The 14,891-nt window shown below is 44.6% G+C and carries 16 protein-coding genes and 1 riboswitch; of the genes, 6 read left to right on the forward strand and 10 right to left on the reverse strand.

Going from position 1 to position 14,891, the window contains the following annotated elements; translation table 11 throughout:
- Positions 1-102 precede the first annotated feature (102 nt).
- A riboswitch (cobalamin riboswitch) is annotated at positions 103-307 on the reverse strand.
- Between the two features lie 116 nt (positions 308-423).
- Positions 424-1,023 (forward strand): DNA-3-methyladenine glycosylase, encoded by a 600-nt coding sequence (locus LWP20_RS03105; protein WP_242926649.1) that lies wholly within the window; start codon positions 424-426, stop codon positions 1,021-1,023.
- Between the two features lie 117 nt (positions 1,024-1,140).
- Positions 1,141-2,304 carry a hypothetical protein gene (locus tag LWP20_RS03110; protein ID WP_242926650.1) on the forward strand — a complete coding sequence of 388 codons (1,164 nt, stop codon included), beginning with the start codon at positions 1,141-1,143 and terminating at the stop codon, positions 2,302-2,304.
- Between the two features lie 49 nt (positions 2,305-2,353).
- On the opposite strand, the gene LWP20_RS03115 is transcribed toward LWP20_RS03110, so the two are convergent.
- The 5 genes from LWP20_RS03115 to LWP20_RS03135 form a co-directional block, all read right to left on the reverse strand.
- Positions 2,354-2,734: an SRPBCC domain-containing protein gene (locus LWP20_RS03115; protein ID WP_242926651.1), complete on the reverse strand. Its 381-nt coding sequence runs from the start codon at positions 2,732-2,734 to the stop codon at positions 2,354-2,356.
- Positions 2,735-2,913: 179 nt separating this feature from the next.
- Entirely contained in the window at positions 2,914-3,105 is a 192-nt protein-coding gene (locus LWP20_RS03120) for a hypothetical protein (RefSeq protein WP_242926652.1), read from the reverse strand.
- 23 nt (positions 3,106-3,128) lie between these two features.
- Positions 3,129-3,305: a hypothetical protein gene (locus LWP20_RS03125; RefSeq protein ID WP_242926653.1), complete on the reverse strand. Its 177-nt coding sequence runs from the start codon at positions 3,303-3,305 to the stop codon at positions 3,129-3,131.
- Between the two features lie 122 nt (positions 3,306-3,427).
- Positions 3,428-3,817 carry a hypothetical protein gene (locus LWP20_RS03130; protein ID WP_242926654.1) on the reverse strand — a complete coding sequence of 130 codons (390 nt, stop codon included), beginning with the start codon at positions 3,815-3,817 and terminating at the stop codon, positions 3,428-3,430.
- Between the two features lie 304 nt (positions 3,818-4,121).
- Positions 4,122-5,303 carry a THUMP-like domain-containing protein gene (locus LWP20_RS03135; RefSeq protein WP_242926655.1) on the reverse strand — a complete coding sequence of 394 codons (1,182 nt, stop codon included), beginning with the start codon at positions 5,301-5,303 and terminating at the stop codon, positions 4,122-4,124.
- A 177-nt stretch (positions 5,304-5,480) separates the two neighbouring features.
- On the opposite strand from LWP20_RS03135, the gene LWP20_RS03140 reads away from it, so the two are divergent.
- Both LWP20_RS03140 and ahcY read left to right on the forward strand, forming a co-directional pair.
- Complete coding sequence (locus LWP20_RS03140; protein ID WP_242926656.1) at positions 5,481-6,173, forward strand: DUF4397 domain-containing protein; 693 nt, start codon at positions 5,481-5,483, stop codon at positions 6,171-6,173.
- Between the two features lie 172 nt (positions 6,174-6,345).
- Entirely contained in the window at positions 6,346-7,653 is a 1,308-nt protein-coding gene (ahcY, locus tag LWP20_RS03145) for an adenosylhomocysteinase (protein ID WP_242926657.1), read from the forward strand.
- Between the two features lie 94 nt (positions 7,654-7,747).
- On the opposite strand, the gene LWP20_RS03150 is transcribed toward ahcY, so the two are convergent.
- The 5 genes from LWP20_RS03150 to LWP20_RS03170 form a co-directional block, all read right to left on the reverse strand.
- Entirely contained in the window at positions 7,748-8,518 is a 771-nt protein-coding gene (locus LWP20_RS03150) for a LytR/AlgR family response regulator transcription factor (protein ID WP_242926658.1), read from the reverse strand.
- A gap of 29 nt (positions 8,519-8,547) precedes the next feature.
- On the reverse strand, positions 8,548-11,514 hold the full coding sequence (locus LWP20_RS03155; protein WP_242926659.1) for a two-component regulator propeller domain-containing protein: 2,967 nt from the start codon (positions 11,512-11,514) through the stop codon (positions 8,548-8,550).
- Positions 11,515-11,668: 154 nt separating this feature from the next.
- On the reverse strand, positions 11,669-12,766 hold the full coding sequence (locus LWP20_RS03160) for a glycosyltransferase family 4 protein (protein ID WP_242926660.1): 1,098 nt from the start codon (positions 12,764-12,766) through the stop codon (positions 11,669-11,671).
- 2 nt (positions 12,767-12,768) lie between these two features.
- Complete coding sequence (locus LWP20_RS03165; RefSeq protein ID WP_242926661.1) at positions 12,769-13,530, reverse strand: glycosyltransferase family 2 protein; 762 nt, start codon at positions 13,528-13,530, stop codon at positions 12,769-12,771.
- Between the two features lie 54 nt (positions 13,531-13,584).
- Positions 13,585-13,773: a hypothetical protein gene (locus LWP20_RS03170; RefSeq protein WP_242926662.1), complete on the reverse strand. Its 189-nt coding sequence runs from the start codon at positions 13,771-13,773 to the stop codon at positions 13,585-13,587.
- A 211-nt stretch (positions 13,774-13,984) separates the two neighbouring features.
- Between LWP20_RS03170 and LWP20_RS03175 the strand changes: the two genes are divergently transcribed.
- Both LWP20_RS03175 and LWP20_RS03180 read left to right on the forward strand, forming a co-directional pair.
- The gene (locus LWP20_RS03175; protein WP_242926663.1) at positions 13,985-14,578 is read left to right on the forward strand and encodes a sigma-70 family RNA polymerase sigma factor; all 594 of its coding nucleotides are present in this window, start codon (positions 13,985-13,987) and stop codon (positions 14,576-14,578) included.
- A gap of 23 nt (positions 14,579-14,601) precedes the next feature.
- Positions 14,602-14,886, forward strand: a complete 285-nt coding sequence (locus LWP20_RS03180; protein ID WP_242926664.1) for a hypothetical protein — start codon at positions 14,602-14,604, stop codon at positions 14,884-14,886.
- Positions 14,887-14,891 lie beyond the last annotated feature (5 nt).

Below are 14,891 nucleotides of genomic sequence, written 5' to 3' on the forward strand. Positions count from 1 at the left end.
AAAGGTTGCTTAAATCCCGAAGCATGCCGGCAGGTAAAAGGGCAGAGACAGCGAACGCAGTAAGTAGCGGAGGCGGTGCAGCTTTTTACCCGAAAGCATACGACTATGTTTGTCGGACTGGCAGGTCTCCTGGCTCTCTTCGGTTGACCCGCCTTCCCATGCGGCAAGTGCTGCACAGTGGCTGTGGTATGGGCTACCTTTTATTTGAAGATTACAGTTGCGGGAACAGCACAGGTATTACACCTGTTTCCCTTTTAAGGCTTTTACCACGGAAGTAGTATAAGCCACCAATCTGAAAGCAAAAGTAGTTTATTTAATTACGAATTACGAATTTATAATTCTGAATTATACTTATAGCGCGGCCGTAAACCCAGGTGTGGTAGCTTCGTACCAAGCATATATTAAATCCAAAGCCTAGCCAATTTGAAACTCCCTGCTTCTTTTTATACCCGGCCCGATGTGGTGCAGATAGCCCAGGGCCTGTTGGGTAAATACCTGTATACTTCTGTTGATGGCATGCTGACTGGTGGTATGATCGTGGAAACCGAAGCCTATTCCGGCGAAAACGACCGCGCCTGCCACGCTCACATGAACCGCCGCACCCAGCGCACCGAAATCATGTACCAGGAAGGTGGCGTAGCATACGTGTATTTAGTATATGGTATGTATAACCTGTTCAACATTATTACTAATGTAGAGGGAAAAGCCGATGCGGTTTTGATAAGAGCGATAGAGCCTGAAACAGGAGTGGAGGAAATGCTGCTGCGGCGTAACATGGCAAGTATAAAACCTAACTTAACAGCCGGCCCCGGCGTGCTAAGTATAGCCCTGGGCATTAACCGCAAACATTACGGCGAAGACCTGACCGGTAACACCATCTGGGTAGAAGACAAAGGCCTTAAAGTGCCCGCGGAAAGTATAGCCATCGGCCCACGCATAGGGGTAGAGTATGCCGGCGAAGACGCGCTGCTACCCTGGCGCTTCTGGCTGAAAGGAAATAAATGGGTAAGCCGAAAAAAGTAGCAGATTTTATACTTCTGTAACAGGTATTTACGAACCGAAAAACGAGCAGCGTTGTTTACAGAACAGCCCCCGGAAAACGGCAGAATTAAGTTGCCCGGGCGTTGCTACTCCCTGCTCATGAATCTTAAGCCTATACATAAGTACCAGACCCGGAAAAGCCATTTTACCATGCGTTTTTTCAGGAAATTCAGCTTCTGGGTATTAGTAACTTTGCCGCTGCTTGTTTTGCTTTTTGCGGCAGGCAAACCAGTTGCAAACCCCGAGACCCTGGTACTCCGCAACGAAGCTTTGCCTTTCACACCCAAAGAATTTTACATTGCCAATGTGATAGATGCGCGCACCAACCGCAAGGCAGTTGCCTATCTGATTCCGGTAGCTACAACCCCGCAGCAGGCTACGAAAGCCATACCGGTAGATTTGCAGGGTGGTGGGCATGCCGCTATTAGCCAGTTTTTACAGCAAAGCCTGCGCAGTAATACAACCTTGCGCCCGGTTGTGATACGCCTGAAAGAGGCCCTTGTAACAGAAGCACCTGGAACTAACGGACGCATAGAAGGCCGGATTGTAGTAACGATGGCTTTTGAGCTAAACCGCGATGGCGAAACAATTCCTTTGGTCGAGTATAAAGGCGGCGCCAGGTATGTTCGGTCTGCTAACCAGTTAAATGTTGTAGAGCCTGCTCTGCGGAAATCGTTGGGGAATGCACTGGTATACCTGAATACCTGGATGAACCAGGAAGCAGGCCATAACGAGAAACTGGCCAAAAGTATAAAAGTGACTTTTACGGATTATAAAAGCACAGCTGAGGACGACACTGTATTTTATACTTTAAAGCGTCCGCTTGTGTGGGCTGATTTTAAAGGCTACCCAACTAAACCAAGTAAGTATGCGGCGGCCGTAATGCCAGGCTTTGCTTACGAGGGCAGGAGCGAAGTATCCGAAGGAATTGTGCACCTCAATTTATTAATGAAAGTATTTGTGCTGCAAAGCTCATCGTGGGTAAAGGCAGATGCCCGCAACCCCTATAGCCTGAACCACGAGCAACGGCATTTCGAAATTGCAAAACTTGTAGCTGAGCGTTTCAAGCAAAAGATAAAGCCCGATAGCTTAACCATCTCTGATTATAACAGCATCATTCAGTACAAGTATATCGAGTCGTTCAGGGAGATGAACCACCTGCAGGAACAATACGATGCTGAAACCCGCCACGGCCTGGATGAACTGGCGCAGGAGCGCTGGAACCGACGACTGGATGCTGAGCTGAAAACCTTGCTTAAATAGTAGGTTTTATACTTTGCCAAAATCGAGTAAAGTATAAAAAACCTATACTTTACTCCTCGTAAAACTCAATGAGAGCGCCAAAGTAGGCATCGTTCCAGCCTTCGGTAATGTCCTCAAAATCCTGATCCGGGATATTGGTCTGGCGTAGCTCTGCTGAGGTGCCTTGCTTGTGCGGATGCAACTTTATGGTAACGATTGATGGCTCCTGCTGCTCCCCGAAATACCATTCCTGCACCAGCTTTTTACCTTCTTCAAACTCCAGGTTCTTGCCAACTATACTTCCATCGAACAATGAAAACTCAGAGCCCGGCTCTGTAGACATTTCAGCCTTATCGCCAGACCAAAGTTGTATAGTTAAAGGGTTGGTAAGTGCAAGGTATACTTCCTCAGGCGAGGCCGGAATGATGTAATATTTCTTCAGGTCTTTCATGCAAATTGTTAGTTGGTAGCGAAAACGCAGGGCAATTTATACTTGCTGTAAGTTTAAAGCTACCCTCTTATTCGTTTATTCTGCCAATATAAGCGTATTTCCGGGAGATAATTTCTGTAGTTGTAAAAAAGCCACGGCCACAACAAATCTGCTGTGGCCGTGGCGTCAGAAATTATATTTTATAAGTTGCCTTTTTTCTTCTGTTCTTTTTGCTCGTTATCGGTGCGGTTCTGCGGGGTATAGTTATTTACTCCTTTGTCGCCCTTTGCATCACGGGCAAGGCTGTTAGAAATATCAGATTTGTCTCTTTTAGAAGTATCTGTCAGGTCGCTTTTTTTCTGCTGGCCTTTATCTTGTTTCTCGCTTTTCATAGTAGCTGGTTTTATCTTAGTTGTTAATCGGTTTTGCGGCCTGGGTTTTTGCTTCCGGCCTGATTCTGGGTATTACCGGCATTTACCTGGTTCCTAACCTGCGATGCCGGGGCGCCTCCTTTCTTGCCAGCTTCCATCGACTTTTGCGGGTCGCTTTCCGAAGCATGATGCTGGTTGCGCTTATCCTTCTCCTGTTTCATAGCTTTAAAGTTTGGTTATACTTTATTATTAAACGGTTTTGAGCCGGCAGGGTATAAGCGGGCAATAAAAAGCCCGTAACAAATAGCTACGGGCTTTTCAGGTTGTGCAAAAATTATTTTAATTATGAATTCTGTCCTCTGTTAGAACCCTGGTTGCCAGAGCCTCTGTTACTTGTAGAAGAGGACGATTCGCTTGATGAGGAACTGCCACTCTTTTTATGACTCTGACTACCTGCTTCAGCATGTCCCTGCGGATCGCCATGCCAGCCACGGCCCTGTGATTGGTTTTTATTTTGAGTCTGGCCCTGACCTTGTACTTGCGATTGATTTTTATTCTGGGTCTGGCCTTGTGAGCGGCCGCTCATGTTACTTCCGCTCATATCAGAGGCTGAAGTGCTGCCTTGCGAAGAAGCGGCTTTATTTTGAATATTAGAACCCTGCTGTTGCGACGATTGATTCTGGTTACCCGAACGCTGGTTCTGATTCTGGTTTTTCTCATTATTACTTTTCATAGCTTACAATTTTAGTGTAACATAAAGCCTGCTGCATTAGCCGGCCACCCACATTTTTACGGTTCATAAGCCTGATGGTTAATAAATTAAGTGCTATAACTGGAGCAAGATATGTTGTTATTCCGTTATAAATTATTAATTGTTATATAGCTTTATGAAAGTATAACAAAGGGTGTATGTGATTGAGCAATAGTTAATTGAAGGCCTTGCTTAGAAGAATGTAGTTGGGTATGGCGCTGCATAATAGCAAGAAAGGAAGAGCAGAAAAAAAGAATAAATTGATAAGAATTGATTGAAACAGAGCTTATACTTTCTCGCAAACCAACACCACCGGCTTCTGGCTTCTGGTGGTTGTGAAGAATAAGTAAATGTTGCCTCCCTCTTTTATACCTGTCTTCTTCCGGATATCAGCTACAGACTCCGGAAAGTTACGGACTGTAATGTTCGCTTTTTTGTGAGGAAGTAATGGCAACAGTTCTTTTTTGTTGTAACGGGTTACCTGCAAACAACGAAACGATCTGCCCGGAAAATCGGCTAACAACGTTTGCGAAGTATAAAGATGGCTGTTAGGGTGCAGTTTGCCCAGATTCAGGTACTGAGCCAGGTAGCGGTAAGCACCTGCTTTAAGTATGGCAGCGTTGGGTTCGTATATAAAATTAAGTGGTTCCGAAAATTCTGCCTTTGCCTGCTCTTCCTGCTGTGCGTTAAAGTGTAGTTGCTGCACCTGTCCGTTAGCAAGTATGTTAACGGCTTCGCGTTCGGTATCTTCGGGTGGGGTAGACGTAAGCAGGTATAAAACCTCTTTGCATTCGTTCTGTACGGCTACTACCCACACGTTTGCTACTGTTGCTAATTGCGCTATAGCCAAGTCAATATCCAGCATGGGCGAAGTTTTCAGCAGAACGCTTTTGGATTTTGCCAGAAGTACAGGCAATAGGTTAAGTACATCAGGTTCGCAATCTTTTAGCAAATGCACTTTCTCATGGTGCTCGCCGCGCCGAGCCGGGTCTAAATAAATTACATCGGCCATTCCTGCAAAGCCGGTTAAAAAGTCTTCTGCCGTTTTGTTAATAGTTTCGATGTTTGTTGCTCCCAGTAATTCAAAGTTATAAGCCGCAATTTCAGACAGTTCCTGGTTCTGCTCTACATGAATTACCTTACTAAAACGCTTTGAGAAATAGAAACTATCTACCCCAAATCCGCCGGTCAAATCTATCAGCAACTCACCGGATACAAGCGAAGCTTTATAAGCAGCTGTAACTTCAGAGGAACTTTGCTCTACTGAAAGTGTGACAGGAAAAATAACATCCGGATTAGTAACCCAGGTAGGTAACTTGGAAGTGGCTTTCTGGCGTGCCTGTATTTGTTTGGCAAGTTCGGCAACAGGCAGGTTTGGGAAACGTTTGGCCTGTAGCATCAGCGTAGCCACATCGCTCAGGGCGTGGGCCTGCATAAACTGTTTCTCCTGTTCTGTAAAAATTCGCATAAATGCTTTATAGTTAGCTGAGCCACTTGGTAGTTGCCGTTGCAAAGATACGTGTTCTGTAAAAGAGCAGCAGGAATAATATTGTTTAATAATTTTTAATAAACATTAAACAAGTTGTGACTCAGGCTGTTCTGATAGTGTTTAAATCAATTAGTAATAACTAAACAATTAAATGCTATGAACAAGTGGATGAAACTATTGCTCTTATTGGTACTGCCTGCTTTGACTTTTACAAGTTGCGACGATGATGATGACGACGGCGATGCATTACCAGATACAGCACAGGTAATGGTGGTACATGCTTCCCCGGATGCCCCGGGCGTTGACCTGCTGATAGATAATACTAAAGTAAATACGGCTGCCCTGGCTTACCCGAACAACACAGGTTACCTGCAGGTACAGGAGGGCAACCGTAATATTAAAGTAAATGCCGCAGGTACATCTACTTCAGTTATAAATGCAAACCTCGATATTGACAGTGATAAGGATTATACCATCTTTGCCGCCGACCGCCTGAGCAATATAACCGCTGTAGTGCTGGAAGATAACCTGAGCAGCCCGGCATCAGGCAAAGCGCATGTTCGTTTTGTACATCTGTCACCCGACGCGCCTGCCGTGGATGTAGCCGTAACAAATGGCCCGGTATTATTCAGTAATGCTGCTTTCAAAAGCGCCAGTGCCTTTACGCCTGTAGATGCCGGAACCTATAACCTGGAAGTGCGCCTGGCGGGCACAAATACAGTAGTGCTGCCATTACCTAATGTGGCGCTTACTAGTGGTAAAATTTATACTGTGTTTGCAAAAGGCTTTGTAGCACCGCCTTCTGGCAATAACAACAGTCTTGGTGCAGAGATAATAGTAAATAAATAATTGATTATACTTTAGAAAAGCCCGTGCTTACGCATGGGTTTTTGCCTTTAACTAAAGTATGACCATACATACTCTGAGCCGCAGGAACTTAACAGACAGTCTGGCTGCTTATAGTTGAAGATGAACAACAAAATGTGTAATTTTGTGTTTTCATCAGAAAAAAATAGAAAAGATGATTGATACACAGTTGAAGTACAAAGTAAAAGACATTTCGCTGGCTGAGTGGGGCCGCAAAGAGATAAAACTGGCTGAGGCCGAAATGCCGGGTTTGATGGCTATCCGTGAGGAGTATGGCCCAAGCAAGCCGCTGGCAGGTGCCCGCATTGCAGGTTGCCTTCACATGACAATCCAGACTGCCGTTTTAATTGAAACGCTGGTAGAACTGGGTGCTGAGGTTACCTGGTCTTCGTGCAACATTTTCTCCACGCAGGATCATGCTGCCGCTGCTATTGCTGCTGCCGGTATCTCTGTTTATGCCTGGAAAGGTATGAACGCGGAAGAATTTGACTGGTGCATTGAGCAGACTTTATTCTTTGGCGAAGACCGCCAGCCTTTGAACATGATCCTGGACGATGGTGGTGACCTGACCAACATGGTTCTTGATAAATATCCTGAACTAGCGCCTGCTATCAAAGGCCTTTCTGAGGAAACTACTACTGGTGTTCACCGCCTGTACGAGCGTGTGAAAAACGGTACACTGCCAATGCCTGCTATCAACGTAAACGACTCTGTTACCAAGTCTAAGTTCGATAATAAGTATGGCTGTAAAGAATCATTGGTAGATGCGATCCGTCGTGCTACAGATGTGATGATGGCTGGTAAAGTTGCGGTTGTTGCTGGTTACGGTGATGTAGGCAAAGGTTCTGCTGCTTCGCTTCGTGGCGCTGGTGCACGCGTTATCGTTACCGAGATCGATCCTATTTGCGCGCTTCAGGCTGCTATGGACGGCTTTGCTGTTAAAAAAATGGCTGATGCTGTAAAAGAAGCTGATATTATAGTTACTGCTACTGGTAACTGCGATATCATCAGAGGTGAGCACTTCAGAGGCATGAAGGATAAAGCGATCGTTTGTAACATCGGTCACTTCGACAACGAGATCGATATGGCTTGGCTGAACGATAACTATGGCCATACAAAAGATACTGTAAAACCACAGGTTGATCTTTACAACATCGATGGTAAGGATATCATTGTACTGGCAGAAGGCCGCCTTGTAAACCTTGGTTGCGCTACCGGCCACCCGTCTTTTGTAATGTCTAACTCTTTCTCTAACCAGACATTGGCACAGATTGAGCTTTGGACAAACACAGATGCTTACGAGAACCAGGTTTATACTTTGCCTAAACACCTGGATGAGAAAGTTGCCCGTTTGCACCTTGCTAAAATTGGTGTTGTTCTGGAAGAACTTACTCCGGAGCAGGCAAGCTACATTGGCGTAGAGGTTGAAGGACCATACAAGCCAGAGTATTACAGATACTAAGCTATACTTAAAGTATAATAACACGAAAAGCCGGTGCTCTGCATCGGCTTTTTTATTTGTATAAAGTATAAGTTAAGTTAGCGTAGCTGTTTAATTATATAATATTAAAGCGCGACATGAGTGTTTTCTTATAGGATTTTCCGATCGGGATATCGCCTTTTGAGAATACAACTGAATTTTCTTCCAGGGCCTCTATCTTATCCAGGTTAGCTATGTAAGACCTATGAACACGCACAAAATTTTGCGGTGGCAGTTTGCTTTCCATGTCCTTTAAAGTAGAGCTTACCAGGTATTTCTGGTCGGCGGTAACTATAAAAGAGTAGTTATCATAAGCCTCTACCCATAATATCTCGTTGTAATGCACTTTAATGATCCGGTGCTTTACCTTCACAAAAATATAGTCAGTAGCTACCTCGTCTTTATGGTTGCCGTTGTGGTTATTATGGTTGTTGGGTTGCGGGTTCTCTTCAGGGTCTTTGCCTTCAAGGCGATGGCTGTCGTGTTTGTAAAGCGCTATTTCTATAGCTGAACGCAGGTTTTTATCATCGAAAGGTTTAACCAGGAACCCATCGGGCTCAGTTTTTTTTGCTCTGTCTATGGTTGCTTTATCAGCGTAGGCGGTCAGGTAAATAAACGGAATCCCGAATTCAGCTTTTATACGCGAACCTATTTCAATTCCATCTGCTTTACCACGCAGGTTAATATCCAGCAACACAAGATCGGGCTGCGTTTCCCGGATCATATCAATGGTATCCTCGCCGGTATCTATCGCACACGTCTGATAACCTAACTCTTCCAAGCTAGCCGCAAGGTCTTCAGCGATGATTATCTCATCCTCCGAAATAAGGATTTTTGGTTTTGTCATAGCATTAGGTTAATACGTGAAATTAATAATTAAGGTGGTAAAACAAAAACAATTATTGATTTTGTACCATTTATTTTATTGCTGTGAAAACTGAAGCTCCCGTTAAGCTTTTTGGCAAGCGAACTAACCAACCGCAAACCAAAAGACTTTTCCTGGTGCTGTTCTGCATCGGGAGGTATACCAATGCCGTTATCCGAAACTGTTAATGTATATTGCTGATTATCCTGTTGTTGCAGTTCAAGAGTAAGTAACCCATCGCGCCCCTGAAATGCATACTTCAGTGCATTCGATACTAATTCATTTACGATAAGGCCCAGTGTTATGGCTGAATCTATATCCATTTTGATAGGCGGAATATTAAGCTGCATGGTTACCTGTTTTGTGGTAATGCCATAAGAAGCATAAAGGCTCTCGCAAATTCCCCGGAAGTAATCATCCAGGTCTATGTGAGACAGGTCTTCATGTTGGTATAAATGTTCGTGCAGAATGGCCATAGAACGTACGCGGCTGCGGATGGAGCGCATAACTTCCAGGGCCAGCGGGTCTGTTATACTTCGCGCCTGCAGGTTAAGCATACTAATCACGATCTGGAGATTATTCTTTACACGATGGTGGATTTCCTTAATCAGAATTTCTTTCTCTCGGTTTTTTTCTTCCAGCAATTGGGTGCGATGGCGTACGCGCATCTCGAGCAGGGCATTTGTTTTTACAAGATTGCGTTCGCGCAGGCGCACTATACTTATGGCTGCAAGCGCCACTAGTAATAATACCATGCCCACAAACCACTCCCGTTGCCATATAGGCGGTGTTATAGAGAAAGAATAGTTAAGCGGGTGCGGAGTCCAGTAGCCATCACCGTTTTGTGCAAGCAGCTGGAAAGTATAATCGCCGGGCGTTAGGCTGGCATAAGTAGCAAAAGATTGTGGCGTAACCGGCGACCATTGCTCTTCATGGCCTTTTAACCGGTAGCGGTACTTTACCATATCCGGGTTGGTAAGAGAAATTCCATGAAAATTGAAAGTGATATGATTCTGGAAGTATGGCAGTTCCAGATCGTTAGGCAGACCACTCACAGAATCAAACTTATGCCCTGATTTTTGCCAGTTTACGGGTTTAAAAAAAAGCCTGATATCGGTTATTACCGGGTTTGGGTAAACTCTGTTTTGCTTGTCGAGGTGGGGCAGGTACTTGCTAAGGCCTTTAACTGTGCCAAACCATATAGTGCCATCTTTGGTTTGTGTTATGGCATTGTTGCAAACTTCCATTCCTTTAAATCCATCGTTTGAGTCGAAAGAGCGGAAGGTAAGTTTTTTGCCTTGATGTAGTTCTGCCAGGTCCAGTTTTAAAACGTAGCGGCTGGTACCTATCCAAAGGTTGTTACTTTTATCGGCAAACAGGCTTGTAACACCTTCATTTGGCAGTCCTGCTGCGCTGGTAATTACTTTCGGTTTTTTCCATTTAGCATGGGTGGCCATAATGCCGTAATTAAACCCGCCAAAGTATAAAGTGCCCTGCTGGTCTTCAGTTATAGTAGTGATGTCTTTAAAGCCATACTTCTGAAGTGTAGCAGCTGGTTTTATACTTCCGTTTACAAACTGGAAAATGCCCTGCTGGCCTCCAAACCACAACCTGCTTTTACTATCCTTAAATATAACAGCCATAGCGCCCAATGCATTGCCGGCTACAGAAGTATAGTTTACAAACCGGCCATTGCGCAAACAGGATAAACCTTTAGCAGTAGCAAACCATAAATTTCCGGCAGTATCGGGGGCGCAATAGTATACCTCGTCAGCTGGCAGCCCGTTTTTTGAAGTATAATGAACTGTGTTTTCAGGTTTTAATTGCCATACTCCCTGGCTGGTGCATACCCATACTTCATCTTTGTTTTTGGCCCACATGCCGTAAAGGGAAGTACCTACTGGCCATAGGTTGGTTTTCAGCCAGTTTATCTTGCCATCTTGCATGTACCCGGCATGCCCATCGTCGGTGCCCAGCCAGATACGGTCAATAGCATCTTTAGCAAGCCCGGTTATACGTGGTTCCTGTATGTTGTCCAGCTCAAAATAATGAACAAACCATGGGCTTTTATACTGTTGCAGCCCGTAGCCATTTGTACCAATCCAGATGTTGCCTTCTTGGTCGGTAGCTAAAACATTGATGTTGTTTGTCCGGAGGCCGCTTTGGCGGGTTAAATGTGTAAAGCTGTTACCATCATACTTTAAAATCCCGTTCTTCTGAGTGCCTAACCAAATGATGTTATCGTTGTCCTGCGCCAATGTAGTAACCCATGGCGTTGCTATATTGGCAGGCAATGGCAGCTGTTTAAGTGTTAAGTTGTTAACTAACGCTACTCCTGCAGCAGTGCCTACCCATACTTCGCCATTCTTAATTTGCATGAGCGTAGTAATGGTATTGTGCGGCAGCGCGCTGTTTTGTGTATTAAGAGATATGGTGCCCGATTGGCTGATATGGTAAAGGCCTTTATCTTTACTGCCCACCCACAGCTCGGTTTGCGGAGCACAAATCACGGAAGTATAAACCTGCGTTGGCAACTCATTATACTTTATAAAAGCGTTGTCATCGAGGTAAAATAAGCCACTGTCTGTTGCGGCCCATATTTGCCCGATTCCATCTTCCGATAAGTCGTTTATACTTCCAGCCGGTAAAGTATAGTTTGTAAATTTATACCCATTATAGCTGCTGATGCCCTGGTCGTAGGTTCCTATCCATATATGGCCTTTGCGATCCTGGAGAAGGCACTGGATATTATTGCTTTTAAGGCCATGATGCTTTGTGTAGCTATAAAATTCGGCACCATTAAAACGACTTACGCCTCCGCGGGTAGCCAGCCATAGTTGCCCTTTCTTGTCCTGTATTACATCATTTACTTGCGATTGCGGAAGCCCATCTTCTAAGGTCCAGCTCCGGAAATTATATTGCTGCGAGAATAGCGGTACTCCCTTCAGAAGAAGAACAAGAAGAAAAATGGCTCGCATGCGCTATGTTATACAGGTTTGCAGATGATAACCTTTAGATAATGCGCTTTTGATAGGTTTACATACTGCGCAATAAAGGCAATATGCTGTACGGTAAACTTTTAAAAAGGATAGTCTGAATAACTAAAGTGCAATTATGTGAAAGCGTGAACTGCTATTCTAAGATCACCTGTTTGTATATTTTCAGGGTTTCCAGGGCAGTATGTGTACTTGTAAAGCGAGTTAAGCTGGCAGAGGCATTAGCTACAAAAGTATTGCGCAGTTCAGGGTTATGTATGATTTTTAGCGCTTGTGCTGCAAATTCCTTGGGGTGCTGAGGCGCGGCCAGAAAACCGGTTACGCCATCTTTAACCATTTCCGGTATGCCTCCAACATTTGATGCAACAACAGGTACCTGGCAGGCAAAAGCATCAAGTACAGCTGTGCCAAGGCCTTCTTTTATAGTTGTAAACAAGAACAGGTCAAGTTCGGGTAGTGCCTGGTCAATATTTTTTATAAAACCAGTAAAAATTACATCCTGTTGCAGGCCCAGTTCTACTGCATACGCTTTAATTTCCTCTTCCAGGGAGCCGGTGCCAATAGCAAAATAACTAGCTTTTATACCTTGCTCTTTTAAGAGTTTGGCCGTCTGCAGGAAAGTATAATAATCTTTGTGCTTATCTATGGCTGATACGTTGCCAATGAGCAGGTTACCGGGTGCAATGTTATACTTAGTGTGCAGAAAATTTGTAGCCCCCTTTTTTACAGATTTAAATCTGTTCATGTCGATGCCGCTGTGAACGGTTACGCATTTAGCAGGATCGTTTACATTTTTTGCCATCAGGTCGCGCACGCAATCCGATACGCAGATTATTCGCCTGATGCCTTTATAGTTATACTTGAAAAGCGAAAACGGATTTTTGCCGATGCTGAATTCTACGCGCCGGCTGAGTATAAGCCCCGCTTTGGCGCCAAGCACATGTGTCGCAACGCCTAAAGTATGCGCCAGGCTGGAGTGCATGTGTATAAGCTGCACCTGGTGCTCATTTACATACTTCTTAAGCTTTTGGGCAGTAGCTAAAACAGCAAGCTTAGAAAACGAAAGCGCTATGTAAGGTACATTACGTTGCTGGCAGTATTTTTCGAAAGCAGAGCCCGGCCGGCAAGCCACAAAACTTTCTACATGCTGTCTGGCAAGTTCTTCTATCAGGAATGCGGCCTGCTGCTCGCCACCACGCCACGACTTTTCAGAAATCAGATGAAGTACACGCATGCTTAGTCCAGTTTCAGGTTTTCTTCCCTTATTCTCCAGATTTTAAGATAGCGCATAAAAACACTGGAGGCAGCCAGAAACGCGATCGTAAAACCAACCTTACCATCTAAAATGCCCAGCTTAAGAAAGTACTGCTTCAGAAAACGCACCAGTGGTTTTACAGCCAGATGGAAGAGTGTTACATTTTTGGTGCGTGCCGCCTTATCGCGGGCCGAAAGCCAACTATAGCTATTCCATTTATCAAGGTACTGCGCCAGGTCTTTGTAAGTATAATGTATGATTTTATACTTCAGTTTGCCTATATGGCCGGGTACAACCAGTTCTTCATGTACAAACTTATCGGAGTAGCGGCAGTGCTCTCTGTTAAAAAGCCGCACCACGCCATCGTTTTGCCAGCCACTGAAACGCACACGTTCTCCCATAAAATAATTTTTCCGGAAGATCTCATAAGCATGGTGTGCCGGCGTGTTTTGAAGTAACTGTAAAATTTCCTGGCTTAGCTCCGGGGTAACGCGCTCATCGGCATCCAGCATCAGCACCCAGTTATTGGCTGCCTGGGTTGTGGCCCAATTACGCTGTGCTGAATAATTTTCAAAAACATGCTGCAAAATTTTTACCGGATACTTAACGGCAATTTCCAGGGTATTATCTGTGCTGAAAGAATCAACTATAAGCACCTCGTTTGCCCACAGCACCGACTCGATGGCCGCGGCAATATTCTGAGACTCGTTTTTACAAATAATAATGGCAGTAACTCCTTGCATATACAATCAGCGGCTATCAGGGCACAAAAGTACAATAATATTAGCTACAATTTTTTACCAGCCTATACTTTGCCTGCCTGGTTTCAGGAAATGTGCAGTAAGTATAAAATGGTGCAAGTTTTCAGCTCCAAAAACGGGCTTACTGTGGCGTAAGAGCAGAAACCCGCTATAAACCACAACAAAGGTATACTTAGAGCAGTAATAGCAAAAACGCCCAAACCATAAGCGGCTGGTGGCTGCCATATTTATAAATAGGATGTAAAAGCCTGTTTAGCAGCGCGAGCCGGCCGTATACTAAGCAAAGTATAAGGTGGCGTAGGGAGCTTTACTTGAAAACTAGTGGTTGGCAGCGAGGCTGCAACCCAAAAGCTGCAAGCAAGGTATGTAATTAAAATTTCTATATTTGCGTATAATACGCGATAAAAGGCTTTATAAAGGTACAAATTTAAGTCAGATGAGCGAAGAAACAGGTAAACAGCTGAGTAAAGAGGAAAAAGATGCACGGTTCGAGGCCGAATTATTGCCCGTACTGGATCCTCTGTACAATTTTGCCTACCGCCTCACCTTAGACGAAGATGACGCTAACGACCTCGTACAGGAAACTTATTTAAAGGCTTATCGCTTTTTCGATTACTTCGAGCAAGGAACTAATGCAAAAGCATGGCTGTTTCGAATCCTGAAGAACTCGTTCATTAACGAATTTCGAAAAAAGAGCAAGCAGCCTGCGAAGGTAGACTATAGCGAGGTAGAGGGTTATTATAACTCGGATGATGTTGAAGGCGAAGGTGGAGTAACAACTACCACTGATATGCGCTCAGAAAGTGTGCAGGATCTGATTGGCGATGAAGTTGCCAGTGCCCTGAACGCGCTTCCGGTAGATTTTAGAACCGTTATTATACTTTGCGACCTGGAAGGATTTACCTATGAAGAGATGGCCAAGATCCTGGACATCCCGATTGGTACTGTAAGATCCAGGCTGCACCGCGCACGAAACTCGTTGAAAGAGAAGTTGGAAAAGTATGCCAAAACCATGGGTTATAATAGTTAGAGAATTTAAGAGTTTGAGCTAAGATGGAATCTAAATTTACAGAAGTGTATCAGCAACAAGCGTCGGAAGACAGCCACGAGACTGATTGTGAGAAGGTAGCCAATTTACTGGATATAGTAATTGACGGCGAAGCAACATCCGATCAGAGCGAGTTTTTTACCAAACACATCGAAGACTGTGTTACCTGCTTTGAAAGCCATCAAAAGCAAAAGCTACTTAAAGGCCTCATCAGTGGCCACCTTAAGCGCGTGATAGTGCCGGAGCGTTTAGCTCTATCCATCAAAGCGAAGATCCAAGAAACTGTATAACCCCT

Origin of the sequence: Pontibacter vulgaris (assembly GCF_022758145.1) — a bacterium.
In the GTDB taxonomy this organism is placed as follows: domain Bacteria; phylum Bacteroidota; class Bacteroidia; order Cytophagales; family Hymenobacteraceae; genus Pontibacter; species Pontibacter vulgaris.